Source organism: Mucilaginibacter sp. McL0603, from assembly GCF_049992945.1.
Taxonomy (GTDB): domain Bacteria; phylum Bacteroidota; class Bacteroidia; order Sphingobacteriales; family Sphingobacteriaceae; genus Mucilaginibacter.
On the sequence record NZ_CP188251.1, the window covers coordinates 417,942 to 433,426 of the forward strand.

Annotated in this window: 13 protein-coding genes; 7 read left to right on the top strand and 6 right to left on the bottom strand. The window is 41.4% G+C overall.

Going from position 1 to position 15,485, the window contains the following annotated elements:
- Positions 1–12: 12 nt before the first annotated feature.
- On the top strand, positions 13–1,848 hold the full coding sequence (glmS, locus tag ACPPVU_RS02070) for a glutamine--fructose-6-phosphate transaminase (isomerizing) (RefSeq protein WP_426670034.1): 1,836 nt from the start codon (positions 13–15) through the stop codon (positions 1,846–1,848).
- A gap of 317 nt (positions 1,849–2,165) precedes the next feature.
- Entirely contained in the window at positions 2,166–3,101 is a 936-nt protein-coding gene (locus tag ACPPVU_RS02075; RefSeq protein ID WP_426670035.1) for a LysR substrate-binding domain-containing protein, read from the top strand.
- A 58-nt stretch (positions 3,102–3,159) separates the two neighbouring features.
- On the opposite strand, the gene ACPPVU_RS02080 is transcribed toward ACPPVU_RS02075, so the two are convergent.
- The 3 genes from ACPPVU_RS02080 to ACPPVU_RS02090 form a co-directional block, all read right to left on the bottom strand.
- Positions 3,160–3,981 carry a class I SAM-dependent methyltransferase gene (locus ACPPVU_RS02080; RefSeq protein ID WP_426670036.1) on the bottom strand — a complete coding sequence of 274 codons (822 nt, stop codon included), beginning with the start codon at positions 3,979–3,981 and terminating at the stop codon, positions 3,160–3,162.
- 569 nt (positions 3,982–4,550) lie between these two features.
- Positions 4,551–5,312, bottom strand: coding sequence for a phosphosulfolactate synthase (locus tag ACPPVU_RS02085; RefSeq protein ID WP_426670037.1), 762 nt, complete (start codon positions 5,310–5,312; stop codon positions 4,551–4,553).
- Positions 5,313–5,546: 234 nt separating this feature from the next.
- A complete protein-coding gene (locus ACPPVU_RS02090; RefSeq protein ID WP_426670038.1) occupies positions 5,547–6,950 on the bottom strand; it encodes a tetratricopeptide repeat protein in 1,404 nt (467 codons plus the stop codon).
- Between the two features lie 252 nt (positions 6,951–7,202).
- Here ACPPVU_RS02090 and amaB point away from each other — a divergent pair, with 252 nt between their 5' ends.
- From amaB to ACPPVU_RS02110, 4 genes are all read left to right on the top strand, one after another.
- Positions 7,203–8,744, top strand: coding sequence for an L-piperidine-6-carboxylate dehydrogenase (amaB, locus tag ACPPVU_RS02095; RefSeq protein ID WP_426672237.1), 1,542 nt, complete (start codon positions 7,203–7,205; stop codon positions 8,742–8,744).
- Positions 8,745–8,767: 23 nt separating this feature from the next.
- A complete protein-coding gene (locus ACPPVU_RS02100; protein WP_426670039.1) occupies positions 8,768–10,411 on the top strand; it encodes a S8 family serine peptidase in 1,644 nt (547 codons plus the stop codon).
- 243 nt (positions 10,412–10,654) lie between these two features.
- Positions 10,655–11,638: a pyruvate dehydrogenase complex E1 component subunit beta gene (locus ACPPVU_RS02105; protein ID WP_426670040.1), complete on the top strand. Its 984-nt coding sequence runs from the start codon at positions 10,655–10,657 to the stop codon at positions 11,636–11,638.
- Positions 11,639–11,820: 182 nt separating this feature from the next.
- Positions 11,821–12,294 (top strand): hypothetical protein, encoded by a 474-nt coding sequence (locus ACPPVU_RS02110; RefSeq protein WP_426670041.1) that lies wholly within the window; start codon positions 11,821–11,823, stop codon positions 12,292–12,294.
- A gap of 413 nt (positions 12,295–12,707) precedes the next feature.
- On the opposite strand, the gene hxlA is transcribed toward ACPPVU_RS02110, so the two are convergent.
- On the bottom strand, positions 12,708–13,340 hold the full coding sequence (gene hxlA / locus ACPPVU_RS02115) for a 3-hexulose-6-phosphate synthase (protein ID WP_426670042.1): 633 nt from the start codon (positions 13,338–13,340) through the stop codon (positions 12,708–12,710).
- A gap of 39 nt (positions 13,341–13,379) precedes the next feature.
- Positions 13,380–13,970, bottom strand: coding sequence for a 6-phospho-3-hexuloisomerase (gene hxlB / locus ACPPVU_RS02120; protein ID WP_426670043.1), 591 nt, complete (start codon positions 13,968–13,970; stop codon positions 13,380–13,382).
- A gap of 205 nt (positions 13,971–14,175) precedes the next feature.
- On the opposite strand from hxlB, the gene ACPPVU_RS02125 reads away from it, so the two are divergent.
- Positions 14,176–15,039 (top strand): helix-turn-helix domain-containing protein, encoded by an 864-nt coding sequence (locus tag ACPPVU_RS02125; RefSeq protein WP_426670044.1) that lies wholly within the window; start codon positions 14,176–14,178, stop codon positions 15,037–15,039.
- A gap of 48 nt (positions 15,040–15,087) precedes the next feature.
- Here the strand turns inward: ACPPVU_RS02125 and ACPPVU_RS02130 are convergent, their stop codons facing one another.
- Positions 15,088–15,474, bottom strand: coding sequence for a hypothetical protein (locus ACPPVU_RS02130; RefSeq protein WP_426670045.1), 387 nt, complete (start codon positions 15,472–15,474; stop codon positions 15,088–15,090).
- Between the last annotated feature and the right edge of the window lie 11 nt (positions 15,475–15,485).

Sequence of the window (15,485 nt, forward strand, 5' to 3'; positions counted from 1 at the left end):
AAACTTCTACTTATGTGTGGTATTGTTGGTTATATTGGTTATAGAGATGCATATCCTATCATTATCAAGGGGTTACATCGTTTAGAATATCGTGGATATGATAGCGCAGGCGTTGCTTTAATTGATAAAGATCTTAAAGTTTATAAGAAGGCCGGCAAGGTAAGCGACCTGGAAAGCTTTGTTAAAGATGTAAATTTAAAGGCCACAATTGGCATGGGTCATACCCGTTGGGCTACACATGGTATCCCCAGCGACCGTAACTCTCATCCGCATTCTTCCGGCAATCGTAAGCTTACTATTATTCATAACGGTATCATTGAGAATTATGCAGTCATTAAAGAGGCTTTGCTGGCAAAGGGGCATGTGTTTTTAAGCGATACCGATACCGAAGTGTTAATACACCTGGTTGAAGATATCCAGCAAGAAACAGGGCTTGATCTTCATGAAGCTGTAAGGGTAACTCTTAATAAAGTAATCGGCGCTTACGCTATTGTGATCATGAGCTCTGACGAACCGGATCAATTGATCGCTGCACGTAAAGGCAGCCCATTGGTTATAGGCGTTGGCGAAGGTGAATATTTTGTTGCGTCAGACGCTACGCCTATTGTAGAATACACAAAAAATGTGATCTACTTAAATGATAACGAAATAGCCTATATACATAGGGAGAATCTTCTGATCAAGAATATTGATAACACAGTACAAATTCCCTATATACATGAGCTTGACCTGAAGCTGGAAATGCTTGAGAAAGGTGGCTATGACCATTTTATGTTGAAGGAGATATACGAACAGCCACGATCGATCCGTGATTGTATGCGCGGCAGGATATATCCGCAGCAGGGTAAGGTGCAATTGGGAGGCATAAAAGAGTATACCGAAAAACTAAAAAATGTAGACCGTATCATCATTGTGGCCTGCGGTACTTCGTGGCATGCCGGGTTGGTTGGCGAATATTTGATAGAGGAATATGCCCGCGTTCCGGTTGAAGTAGAATATGCTTCTGAATTCAGATACCGTAATCCTATCATTACTGAAAAAGATCTGGTAATAGCGATATCACAGTCGGGTGAGACTGCCGATACAATGGCTGCTATTGAATTGGCAAAAGAAAAAGGAGCAACAATATTTGGTATTTGTAACGTGGTTGGTGCTTCTATTCCGCGCACTACACATGCAGGGGTATACACACACGCTGGTCCCGAAATTGGGGTGGCATCAACCAAAGCATTTACCGCACAGGTTAGCGTACTTACTTTAATCGCTTTTTATATAGCACAGCAACGCGGAACTATTACTCAAAGCAAGCTGATAGAATATTTAACAGAGCTTGATGAAATACCTGAACTGGTAGAAAAAGCACTTAAATCAAATGAGCACGTTAAAGCAATTGCAGCTAAGTTTAAGGATTCTACCAACTGTTTGTTTTTAGGCCGGGGCAGCTCATTCCCGGTTGCTCTTGAGGGTGCATTGAAGCTTAAAGAAATATCCTATATCCATGCGGAGGGATACCCTGCCGCCGAAATGAAGCATGGTCCTATCGCTTTGATAGATGATGATATGCCGGTTGTATTTATAGCTACTAAACATTCATCGTATGAGAAAGTGATCAGCAATATACAGGAGGTTAAGGCCCGTGGCGGGCACGTAATTGCCATTGTTACTGAAGGAGATACCGATGTAAAAGCGATGGCGGATTTTGTCATAGAAATACCTCAAACTGCGGAAGCTTTTGTGCCATTACTGGCTACTATACCTTTACAACTATTGGCTTACCATATCGCTGTAATGCGCGGATGTAATGTAGACCAGCCAAGAAATTTGGCGAAGTCGGTGACGGTGGAATAGGTTATAGGTTATACGTGAGACGTTTTACGTAGTTGTAAGAATAGCCCTCTGTAATAAATATACAGGGGGCTTTTTGCGATGGATAGTTGAACGTATAACGTCCAACTTAAAACGTATAACCAATTCTTAGCTACAACCATTTCTATTATTCTTTAATAGAGAAAATCAATAATTATTATATTTGAATTAGATTTGATCTATATTGGTTAAGTTCAAGAAGCAAGCGCCAGGATTAATAAATCCCAAATATTTGTTTTGCACTTTTTAACCCGGTTTAAAACTTGATTCCTGACTCTTAACTCTTAAATCCTATCTATATGACAATCACGCAACTTGAATATATTGTAGCTGTTGACACCTACCGTAGCTTTGTTTTGGCGGCTGAAAAGTGTTTTGTAACCCAGCCTACACTAAGTATGCAGGTTCAAAAGCTCGAGGACACACTTGGCGTTAAAATATTTGATCGCAGCAAGCAGCCAGTGACCCCTACTGAAATTGGTATAGAGATCATTGACCAGGCAAGGATATTACTAGCTGAAAGTGAAAAGATACGTGAGATTATCACCGACAGGCAAAAAGAACTATCCGGTGAATTGAAAGTGGGTATTATCCCTACTGTATCACCATATATCCTGCCGAAAATAATCAGCAGTTTTATTCAGAAGTATCCGCAGGTAAAATTGATTGTGTGGGAGCAAACCACGGAGGATATTATTCAGCAATTAAAACTGGGCACGCTGGATTGCGGCATATTATCAACCCCATTGCGTGAAAATGCACTGACTGAGATACCTGTTTTCTACGAAAATTTTGTGGCTTATGTATCTAAGAACAGTAAATTATCGAAGAAGAAAAGTATCAGTCCGGAGGATATTGATATGGAAGAGATATGGGTGCTTAACGAAGGCCACTGCATGCGCGAACAGGTGCTGAATATTTGCCAGCGTCGCAAGACCACAAAAGGGTTCCTGCATTTTGAATATAATACAGGTAGTGTAGAAACCCTGAAACGAATGGTTGATCAAAACAACGGTGCAACTATTTTGCCCGAACTAGCATTAGCTGAATTAAGTGACAAGCAATTAGATAAAGTCCGCTACTTTAAATCGCCGGAACCAGCAAGGGAAGTTAGCATTGTTATCCAGAAAAACTTCCTTAAACGCCGTATGATAGAAGCGTTAAAGAACGAGATATTAGAATTTGTTCCCAAGCGAATGAAAAGCAAGAAGAAGAAAGAAGTGATGGAGATATAATGATTTCGGAGTTGAGATGTTCGATTTCGGATTTATTTATCCTTATGCCGATATGAAATTATTTCTTTCTTGCAGCGATCATCATGTGCGGACTTAATGAAAGCAGCGATTGATCATTTTCTGTGATCTTCATCAGTTCCAGCATCCTTTCTTTTTTTTCCGGATTGGATCGGCTTTCAAAATAATTTTTATCAAGCCATACCATACCTTCTACGGCATACGTATCCAGGCATGTAAGCCCGGCTTCTTCAAATTCGGCCTTTAATTCAGCAGGGCGATGGAAATAAGCATTAGGCAATATACCCGGCATATTTGCAGGTGGGGTGTGTATGCCCGTCGTCAATTCCACCTCGCACATGGCAAATATTTCAGGCGTGTGGATAAATCCGTTCAATAAGGCTGCAATGGCAGATGCGGAATGATTGATGGCAAAGCCAAGCACCACTCCATTCGGTTTTAATACCCGTTTAGCTTCTGTAATCGCCCTGATCCTATCAGCTTTTAATTGCAGATGATATAATGGCCCATGCAGTATTATAACATCAGCAAAACTGCCTGCCAGTTCCAATTTTTGCGCTTCCCCTAATAGGCTTTTGAATGGCTTTTTGGCTTTGTTGGATCTTTTATTGGCTTGTTTAATATGCTTCTCAACCGGGTCGATCAAATATAACTGGTGACCTAAGCCAGCCAGCCATTCTGAATAAACGCCTGGGCCGCCACCAACATCTATCACAATTCCTTTTTTAGGCAGATAACGTTGAATGAGTTCTTTATTGCGCTCAAACTCCAGTGGGCCGAGGCCAAGCTGCAGCCTGCCCTCTTCGGAAGTGTTAGCGTAGAAGTCGTCGATATCAGAGTTGATGAGATTTTGTGAGGCCATAACGATTGCCCGAATATAGCAATGTGTTTGCACAAACCATAGGGATGGGTTTAAAACGAAGAGTGTTCGAAAGATTTAATTATCGAATAACTTCCCTCCCAAGGGAGAGCTACTGTGTACCCATCTTTATAATTTACCCCAATCGGGGTAACATGTCGGTAGAAAAAAAGATATGATAGTTCCTTTTGCCCCGTAGGTGCAATACATTTTCCGCTATTGTTATTAGAAATGCATATTCGGTTATTGCACCTACGGCGCAAAAATCATTTTAATTATTCTTCTACCAACATTTAGCTCCTAAAGGAGCAGCTTTTTTTGAAAAAAAAGATGTGGGTACACGGTAGCCTAGAGAGGGGTGCGGCCGAATGTGAAGTAGCAAGGAGGGGTTTTATGCGCTATTAAAGCTACCGAAAAATCCCTTCCTACACCCCTGCCTACCGGCAGGCAGGTTCCCCGAGGAAGGAATCGCATATTCACACCCTCATTTTTAATGTTTCAAACCCATCACTATAAAACAAAAAAACCCTCAGATCGCTATCCGAAGGCTTCATTAATATTATGTAGCTATATTACAGATTCAAAAAATGATCAAAAGTATCGCTGCGGATACCCAGGCGCAGGGTTTCCAGCGGTATTACATCAGCAGGGGCTATATTGCCCAGACTTACGTTGGCCCCAATCAGTTTGATAAACCAAACCTGCTGTGCTTTTTGTGGAGCTTCCCAAATGATTTTTTCTTCGGGTATCTGGGTTAATATTTCATCAACCAATCCCTGCCTTACTTCTCCCGAATCACGATAGATACCCACATTGCCGCTTTCGCGTGCTTCAGCTATTACTTTCCAAGATCCTGCCTCAATTTCGGCATTCATCAGCTTGATCCATTTATAAGGCGCAAATATTTTTTGCACGTCTTTGGAACCAACCTCTGATATCACAGTTACCTGCTCACTCAATTTGCGGATATATTCACATTTCAGTTCGTGCTCGATCTCTATCGACCCATCAGAAACTTCCACATGCTCCATTTTGTATTTATCCAGTATGCGGCGATAGTCCTCAAACTGGCCACGTACAATAAATGCCTCGAATAAGGTGCCGCCAAAATAAACAGGGATACCGGCATCACGATAAAGTTTTAATTTTTCATCAAGATTAGGAGTAACAAATGAAGTTGCCCATCCCAATTTAACGATATCAGTATAAAGGCCGCCTACTTCGATAAAATCCTCCACCTGGCGTAAACTCAGCCCCTTGTCCATCACCATGGTAATACCACTGTTACGGGGTTTAACGGTGCGTTCGGGTAAATTGTTCAATGGGTAGTTCATTGATATTAATTAGTTATAGGCTATAATAAAAAGTTCTAATGGTCGCAAAGGTCTATATAAATGTGCAGATGTGCAAGAGGGATGTGCAGATATACAGATGTGAAAATACGCATATATGAATGAATCAAATGGACTTTTTTACTTTAAAATTAAATCCAGGGCAAAAAAAATGCAGATGTGTAAATCGCTACGTATCTAACAATTTACACATCTGCACATCTTCTTATCCGCACATTACTTGCAATACCTGTTAATGATATCCAGTATCACTTTGTTTTTTTGCAACTGCGGCAAGTAGTCGAACAATATATAATGCTTTTCCGGGTCGGACGATAATGCCAGTTCCAGGAAATTCAGCGCTTCTTTGTAATCGCCGAAGGCAAATAAATAGGCCACCATGCGGTAATACAATTCGGCTGCTTCAGGATTATTTTTGATAGCCTGAGACATTACTTCGATAGCATCTGATAAACGGGTTTGCTCATACAGTATAGATGAGTAATCCAGCCATGCGTCTACATCAATAGGGTTTAACTCAACCACTTTTTCGTAGGCATGCTCAGCTTCGACCATGTGGCCCAGCTTGTATTCTGCATCGGCAATGGCAAACCAGTAGTCGGCATTGGCGATATCCAGGTCGAGCGCTTTTTTATAAAAGTGCAGGGCCTCAAAATAACGTTCTTCAAAATCAAGCGTTACTCCGATACCGAACCAGCCATCAGCCAGTTTAGAATCCATTTTAACTGCTTTTTTATAGAACGCACGTGCATCGTCCATCTGCTCCAGCTTTTCATAGCATTCGCCTATAGCGCAATAAGTATCCGCATTGGGTTGTTCGTATTCAAAGGTCTGGCGGTATACCTCAATAGCTTCCGCATATTTTTCAAGGTTGACCAGTGCATTGCCCTTATTAAAGTAAGCGGATGCGAAGCTATCCTTGATCAGGATGGCATAGTCATAAGCATCAATCGCTTTTTCAAACAGGCTTAATTTAGTGTAGGCGTTACCCAGGTTATACCATGCAGCATAACTGTAAGGTTCGCTGTCGATATATTGCTGATAAAACTGCACGCTTTCCTCCTGGTTGTCCATCACATCGTAACAGAAAGCCAGCTCATATAAAGCGTCCTGGTTTTCCATATTCTGTTGCAGACACATTTTCAGGTAAGTAATGGCCGTGTTATAATCGCCCATGTTTTGGTGTACATATGATATATGCAGCAAAATTTCATCGGTCTCGTCAGCCAGTTCCAGTGCTTTTTCGTAGTTCTCCAAAGCTTCGGCATAGCGCTCCATGTTTTCATAGAGATTGCCGCGGATGATATAAATATCCGCATCCGAAGCTTCGAGCAACGCCGCCTTCTCGAGTGCCAAAAAGGCATCGCTGACACGGTTGGTGACGACCATAAGCTGGGCTTGCTTGATTAAAAATACGGCGGCAAAGGGATGCTGATTGCAAGCATATTCAACCACCTGAAGGGCTTTCGCCGGATCATTCTTTTCGATGTAGTAGTCGATAATATTTTCAAACGCCTGCGCATCAAAAAAATACTGATCATGATTACGAATCATTTCTTCGTAACGTTCAACTGAGAACTTGGGGTCCTCACTGAAACCAAATTCAAATTCTTCTTCCATTCAATATATTTTTCAGAACGCGAGCTGCTATTTTGCCCTTCATATAATTGTTGGGCTTTTTAGCTTTTGCTGTCTCAAATTACAATTTGTACCTTCTTTTAGGGAATTTAGTTTTCAACATTCAAACATTTTTAACAAGGTTTTTTGCAAGTACCTGATAGTAAACGAAAAACATTTAAGAGTTTGAGTCCGGCAAAGGATGAGTTGATAGTAAATTGCCCTAAAGATTTTACCTTTGACAAATTTACGATTATGAGCCTTAATATTTCAACGATTCTTAAGCATTTACATATAAACGACAATAATGAGGCGTTTAGTACAGGTGCTATCTTGGGAAGCAGTGCGGATGCACAGGTAAAAACTATTGTTTCGCCGGTTGACGGCAAAAAAATAGCTTCGGTTAAAATGGCCACAAAGGCCGACTATGATAAAGTAATTGAAAAGGCCGGTGAGGCGTTTAAACAATGGCGCAACGTGCCTGCACCGAAACGTGGCGAAATAGTGCGTCAGGTTGGTGAAGCTTTGCGCGCAAAGAAACAGGAATTAGGCGCGTTGGTATCCTATGAGATGGGCAAAAGTCTGCAGGAAGGTTACGGCGAAGTACAGGAGATGATCGATATATGTGATTTTGCCGTTGGACAAAGCAGGCAATTATACGGCTTAACGATGCATTCTGAAAGACCGGAGCACCGCATGTATGAGCAATATCATCCGCTGGGCATAGTGGGTGTTATCTCAGCATTTAATTTCCCGGTGGCTGTTTGGAGCTGGAATGCCGCATTGGCCTGGGTGTGTGGAGACGTTTGTGTTTGGAAACCATCTGAAAAAACACCGCTGACTGCAATAGCTTGTCAGCACATTGCCCAGGAGGTTTTCGCTAAAAATGGTGTTCCTGAAGGTGTGTCCTGCCTGGTGATAGGTGATAGAGTGGTAGGCGAATTAATGTCTAATGATAAACGTGTACCATTGATCTCAGCTACTGGTTCAACCCGTATGGGAAAAGCAGTAGGCGCAGCCGTTGGCGCGCGTTTAGGGCGTAGTTTATTAGAGCTGGGTGGAAACAATGCCATCATCGTAAGCCAGTATGCTGATTTAGATACTGTACTGGTTGGCGCAGTGTTTGGCGCAGTTGGTACTGCCGGGCAGCGTTGTACCAGTACCCGCAGGCTGATCATTCATGAAAGCGTTTATGATCAGTTTAAACAAAAAATAGTGAACGCCTATAAGCAGATACGTATTGGCGACCCACTGGATCAAAACAATCACATGGGGCCGTTGATAGACCAGGACGCAGTAAAACTTTATCTTGATTCCATAGAAAAATGTAAATCAGAAGGCGGCAAGTTTGTGGTAGAAGGCGGTAAATTGGATGGTGCGAACTATACTTCGGGCTGTTACGTAAAACCATGTATTGCCGAAGTGGAAAATCATTACCAGATCGTTCAGCATGAGACCTTTGCACCTATTTTGTACCTGATAAAATATAGTGATCTAACACAGGCTATCGAGCTGCAAAATGCTGTTCCGCAGGGGCTTTCATCTGCTATCATGACAAATAATTTACGTGAGGCAGAACAATTTTTATCTTATGCTGGTTCTGATTGTGGAATAGCCAATGTAAACATCGGAACATCAGGTGCCGAAATAGGCGGCGCTTTTGGAGGTGAGAAGGAAACGGGCGGTGGCCGCGAGTCGGGGTCTGATGCCTGGAAAGTTTATATGCGACGCCAAACCAACACCATCAATTATTCAACTAAATTACCACTGGCGCAAGGCATTAAATTCGACCTGTAGCTTATACTATCTAACCAAATTCGATGTTCATTACTCCAAAGTTCCTTATAAGCTGCATTTTAACCGGCTTTTTGTTCATAAGCCTGAATACTTTCGGTCAAACGCTGCCACCTTCACAACCTGATCCGCCTAAAAACTGGCACGTACTTGATTTAAAGGCTGACGGATATTATGGTATCAGCCTGGTGCAGGCCTACCAGTTTATCAGTGGTCTTAAAAGCAAGCCTGTAATAGTTGGTGTTATTGACAGCGGCATTGATACCTTACAAAAAGATCTGCAGGGAGTGCTTTGGGTAAATCCCAAAGAAAAGCCAGGTAATGGCAAAGACGATGACCATAATGGCTATACTGACGACGTACATGGCTGGGATTTTTTGGGTGGCCCCGGAGGCAAAGCTGATTTTAGTGAAACCGAGGAAGAAGTACGGGAATATCATCGGCTTAAAGGAAAATACCTGAGTCTTACAGCTGAAACAGCTGAAAACAAAAAAGAATATGCTTATTGGGCCAATGTAAAAACGGAGTACGATTCAACTGTTACCAAGGCACGTATAGAGACCAGCCAATTGTCGCCCATTATGAATGCAATGGTTGAGACCAGTGGCTATATCAGGCATGCCTTAAATTTAAAGGCTAACCAGACATTCACCAAAGCCGATGTGGAGCATTTGCAAACAACCAACGATACGTTGCTTGAAGTTAAAAATTTGTGGGTAATCGCCTTTAGCGATGAGGTGTCGACCAGTACAAATGTGAAGGTGCTAAAGGAGCTGAGCGAATATATGGCCAAGCTTAATAACTCTATAAATCCTGACCTTGAAGCCCGTAAACGAATTGTTGGCGATGATCCGAATATTTTGGATCATAAGCCATACGGTAACAATATATTAAAATATAATGATGCCTCGCACGGTACTGAAGTAGCAGGATTAATTGGCGCTATCCGTAATAATGATTATGGGATAGATGGGGTTGCTGATAATGTAAAATTGATGGCAATTAAGGCTATACCAATAGGCGATGAATATGATAAGGATGAGGTTAGCGCCATCCATTACGCTGTTGATAACGGAGCGAAGGTGATTAATATGAGTTTCGGTAAAAAAATATCACCGCATAAGGAGTGGGTTGATGAGGCTTTTAAATATGCTGCAGCACATGATGTACTTTTGGTGCTTGCGGCAGGGAATGATAACAAGGATGTTGATGCAAAGCCTGATTATCCGAACGATACTTTTGCGGATGGTTCTGCTACTGATGCGGATAATGTGATTAATGTAGGTGCATCCGGCTTAAAGGCTGACGAGAATCTTGCTGCTGCTTTTAGTAATTACGGGCAAAAAAATGTGGATCTTTTTGCGCCGGGAGTTAAGATCACTTCAACAGATTCAGATGCGGAAACGATAACAGACGATGGAACCAGTTTTTCGGCTCCTATCGTTACCGGGATAGCTGCTTTGATATTAGAATACTATCCTGATTTGAGCGCACGGCAGGTAAAACAAGCGATAATGGAATCGGCTACGCCACTGAAAGGTACGATGGTTTTAAAACCAGGCACCAAAGAGAAGGTGGATTTTACTACCCTGTCAAAATCCGGAGGTATAGTAAATGCCCGTAAAGCGTTGGAAATCGCCTCGAAAATGAAAGGTGAAAGAAAAAAATAAAGCTATTGAGTTGAGGCAACTCAGGTCGAATTCAGCCATAAATACCAGATAATTTTAGGCAGATTATTATCCCAAATGTGTTTACTATAGGGGGCAAATATAGCCGATAATCACGTGCATAAGCATTGCTGTGTCAGACTTTTGTATCTATTTTAATATAAAAGCCGATACATTATGCAGCTAATTGCATTTCACACATTAGTGATTATATTTGCGTTCGCAAAAATTCATTTAAATATACTAATGAGAGAAATACAATTCAGAGAAGCGCTTCGGGAAGCCATGAGCGAAGAGATGCGCAAGGACGATAAAATATACCTGATGGGTGAAGAAGTGGCCGAGTATAACGGTGCTTATAAAGTGAGCCAGGGTATGCTGGATGAATTTGGTGCCAAGCGTGTAATTGATACGCCGATCTCTGAGTTAGGCTTTGCCGGTATCGGTATCGGTTCTGCTATGAATGGCCTGCGCCCGATCATTGAGTTCATGACCTTCAACTTCTCGTTGGTGGCTATTGACCAGATCATCAACGGTGCTGCCAAGATCATGTCGATGAGTGGTGGTCAGTTCTCTGTCCCAATCGTTTTCCGTGGCCCTACAGGTAATGCAGGGATGCTTAGTTCACAACACAGCCAGTGCTTTGAGAACTGGTATGCTAACTGCCCCGGCTTAAAAGTGGTTGTACCATCAAATCCTGCTGATGCAAAAGGTTTATTAAAATCTGCTATCCTTGACCCGGATCCGGTAATTTTCATGGAATCAGAATTAATGTATGGCGATAAAGGCGAAGTTCCGGAAGAAACTTATTATATCCCGCTTGGCAAAGCAAATGTAACCAAAGAAGGTACAGACGTTACCCTGGTTGGTTTCGGAAAGATCATGAAAGTGGTAAATGCTGCTGCTGCCGAACTGGAAAAAGAAGGTATCAGTGCTGAAGTGATTGACCTGCGTACTGTACGCCCGATCGATTATGATACAGTGATCAATTCCGTAAAGAAAACAAACCGTTTGGTAATTGTTGAAGAAAGCTGGCCATTGGGCTCTATCGCAACAGAAGTAGCCTTTAAAGTACAAAAAGATGCTTTTGATTATTTAGACGCTCCTATCCTGCGCATTATGGGTGGCGACGTTCCCCTTCCTTATGCACCAACCCTGATACAGGAATACCTGCCAAATCCAGAAAGAGTGATCAAAGCAGTAAAAGAAGTAATGTATGTAAGTAAATAATCTTCGAACTTAAAAATATCACAAAAGGCTCCGATTTAGGAGCCTTTTGTATTTGAATTGTACTATATTCACTTAGTATGTTCAAAAGGTGTCTCTTAATATTTTCTATTTGTGCCGCCTTCTTTTCTTGTAGACCAAATTCGTCCCACCCCCCTGTTGCAGCTAAAAATGTCAAAGACAGTTTGAAAAGAATTACTGACTTTGATCATCACTATAAAACAATCCACGTCATAGTTGCATTATGTGACAACAAATACCAAGGGATAATACCTGTGCCGGCAAAAGTTGGCAACGGGCAGGATCTGGATAATAATCTTTATTGGGGTAGCAAGTATGGTGTACGTAGCCATTTTAAAAATTCCAAGAATTGGAAATTAGTAGGGAAGTATAGAATTGATAGTATAAAACTTGAACGGTTAATCTTTAAAAACGCTACAAATAATTACTACCTCATTGCAGGTGCTTATAATGGCCGGTACATTAGAAATGCGATCAAGGATTTTTTGTATAGCAGTTCAGGTCAGTTAAAAGATACTATTCATACAGATAATAAAACAATTGGCATTAATGGGAATGCTAGCCTTCTGGCTTATATCGGGCATGAAGCAAAAAGTATTTTGAATTCCCAATTAGAGCTGCCAATGCTAACCCGTTGATATGGACTAACCAACTAATGTGCCCTGAAGCATATACTTTGCATGATGCAATAATTGGATATATTAATAATGAGTCGGCTGATGCTATCAGGATGAGGGCGGTAAAGGCATATAGTAAATATCAAAAGTGCAGCACTACACAATCCAAAAACATTTTAGTTACCGGATGGTAAGAAATATTAAGAGGTCGTCTCAAAAGTATAATTTACAAAGTGGAGCAAAATATTATTTGGCTTTGTGTGCTTTGTGTTCTTTTCTTAATGATCTCTGTGGTAAAATTAAACCACCAAGACTACTAAGATTTTGCAAAGGTCACAAAGATAAATCCAAGCCAAATTTTGTTCTGTGCGCCAAATGGAATTTTTACTTATAAGACAGCCCCTTATCTCGAGATACTGTTAACAGTTTGCTAATCAGGCGGCATCTATTGCTTCGCGAAGTGCTTTCGCCGCCGCCGCCGGATCTTGTGCACCATAAATTGCAGCCCCGGCAACAGCCACCCGGGCACCAGCATTAATCACGGCACCAATGTTGTTAATATTAACACCGCCTGCAATAGATACCGGTACGCCGGCCCTTGCAGCTTCATCAATTAATACCTGGATAGAATACCCTGATGTCCATTGTTCATCTAAGCCTGCATGTAATTCTACAAATTCAACACCCAGGCCTGCTACTTCCCGTGCGCGTTTTACACGGTCGGGATAACCAATCGTGTCTACCACAACTCCTTTGCCGTGGGCTTTTGCTGCTTTTACAGCACCAATAATAGTTGCATTGCCGGCTGCGCCCATAACAGTTACCAAATCGGCACCCGCTTTAAAAGCAATGTCTGCTTCCAGTTCTCCGGCGTCTGCTGTTTTAAGGTCTGCAAATACCAGTTTATCAGGGTGTGCCTTTTTCATCGCTGTGATAACACCAGACCCCATATTTTTTATAAGTGGAGTACCTAATTCAATAATATCTACATAAGGTGCAACTTTTGCGGCTAATGCCAGTGCATCATCGGTTGTCAATAAGTCTATTGCTACTTGTAATTTGGCCATTTTATTTTCTATTTAAAATTAATAATTATGTATTTTATATTATTCCATGTTAGCGTGTCGTTTCCATAATTCCTCGGCGGGGGTACCGTCAATTGCCCATAAGGTCTGGAATATGGCATCGGTGATCAGCAATAAGGCCTGTTCGAAAAGACTGCCCGCATATTGTTTGGATTTGCTGCCACCATGATCCTGCTTTTCTGCTGCAGGCACCTGGATGTGATGATCAGAAAGCTCTACCAGAGTTGAAGTTGAACCGGCAGTTATAGCAATCACTTTCGCTCCAGCCTGTTTTGCCTTTTCAGCCGCCCTTACAATGGTGCCGGTGGTTCCAGAACCCGATGCGGCCAATAACAAATCGCCTGATTGTATGGCAGGTGTTGTGGTATCACCAACAAAATAGGCACTAAATCCAAGGTGCATCAACCGCATGGCTGCTGATCGCATCGAAAACCCCGAACGTCCTGAAGCAATCAGAAATATCGATTTGGCTTGCCAAATGCTTTTAATTAGCGAGGGAAACTGGGTATAGTCAATGCCGCCCGCCAACTGCAAATTTTCACGAAGTACTATGTCAAGGTTTTTCCGGACATCTGCTACCAACTGCTCATCTTTTATGTTCTCTGCATCCATTTTGCTGACCCGATTAAAATTGTGTACAAACGTACCGGAAAGGTTAGCGCAGTTGGTTATACAATCCGCTTATTCAGGTGGACTATCAGGAAATTTCGTAAGAAAAAAGTCATAAAAACGTCTCATATGGTGTATATTTCCGAATAGTCCACTATAATTGCCTAATTATCCTATTCGAAAAATTAAAAGTAGCAACCTTTATATTATGCAGACTATTTTGAAAGAAACGAAGCTGGAAAGCTCACTGATCTATATCCGAAATCTGAATAATTGCCCCCCCAGCTATCTGAATGATCCGGGCAGAAAAGATTTCTTTGAAATAGTATGGTTAAAAAACGAAGCGCCGCTGCATGCTTTGAAATTTAACGATACAGATGTTAAAGGTGATTGGATTTACCTGATTCCTCCCTACCGTGTCCATCAGCTTAATAAAGCAGGAAAAAAGGGTGAGCTCATTTCATTCAAGCGGGAAATTTTGGAAGAAGAGGACAAGGAATTTCTGCTGGACCTGTTCAAAATTTTTAATGTACAGGGAGAGTTTTCATGTTTACGTATAAACCAGGAATCAGCAACCGGCCTTGGTAGTGTTTATACTTTATTAAGTGAAGAGTATGAAAAAGGAAAGGATAACCTGATTGTAGTAAAAGCGCTTTTAAAAGTATTTTTATTGAAGCTTATCCAGATAAAGGAACATGAATTTACGGACCATGATATCAATCAGAAACGAGTGTATGAGTTTTTAATGCTGCTGGAAAGTAATTACCTGCAGGTACGCAATACGGATTTTTATGCAGGAAAGCTGGGCATTAGTTCTAAAAGACTTAATCAGATACTAAAGGACAAACTTGATAAGACTGGAACGCAACTTATCCATGACCGTATTATTCTGGAGTCAAAACGGTTGATAATCCACAGTGAAAGCACCATCAAAGAGATTGCTTATGATCTTGGGTTTTCAGACCGGCCATATTTTAGCCGTTTCTTTAAGAAGCAAACCGGACAAACACCGGATGAATTTCAAAAACAGGCACAAAACCATGTAAAGTCAAAATTGAACACCTTGATTTGAATGACTGAGCAATAGAATATATTGTTTTAATTATTTAAACATATATAATTAACTTTCTGATGTTGCGCTCCATCCATCACTCCAACCATTACTTTTACCGCCTTTATTTTCTTTTATCAGCTTATCATAGCTGGCGGCCTGTGCAGGCGTTAATATGGCTTTGATCTGGTTGATCGTAGAGGTACGTAATGGCCCGATATCTTTCATCATTTTATCGGTATTGCCTTGGTCTGCAACTTTTATCTTTTCAAATTTCTCTGATGATTCTTTATAAACAGCCGCTACTTTGGTAGTTTGGTCATCAGTAAGTTTGAGTTCCTTCTGTAAGCTTTTAGCTTTTTCTACAGGATCGGTGGTTGTTTTTTTGGTAGTTTGGGAATAACTTGCTGCAGTTAATCCAATAAACAAACAGCATAATAACAAAATTCTCTTCATGGGTTCTTGAA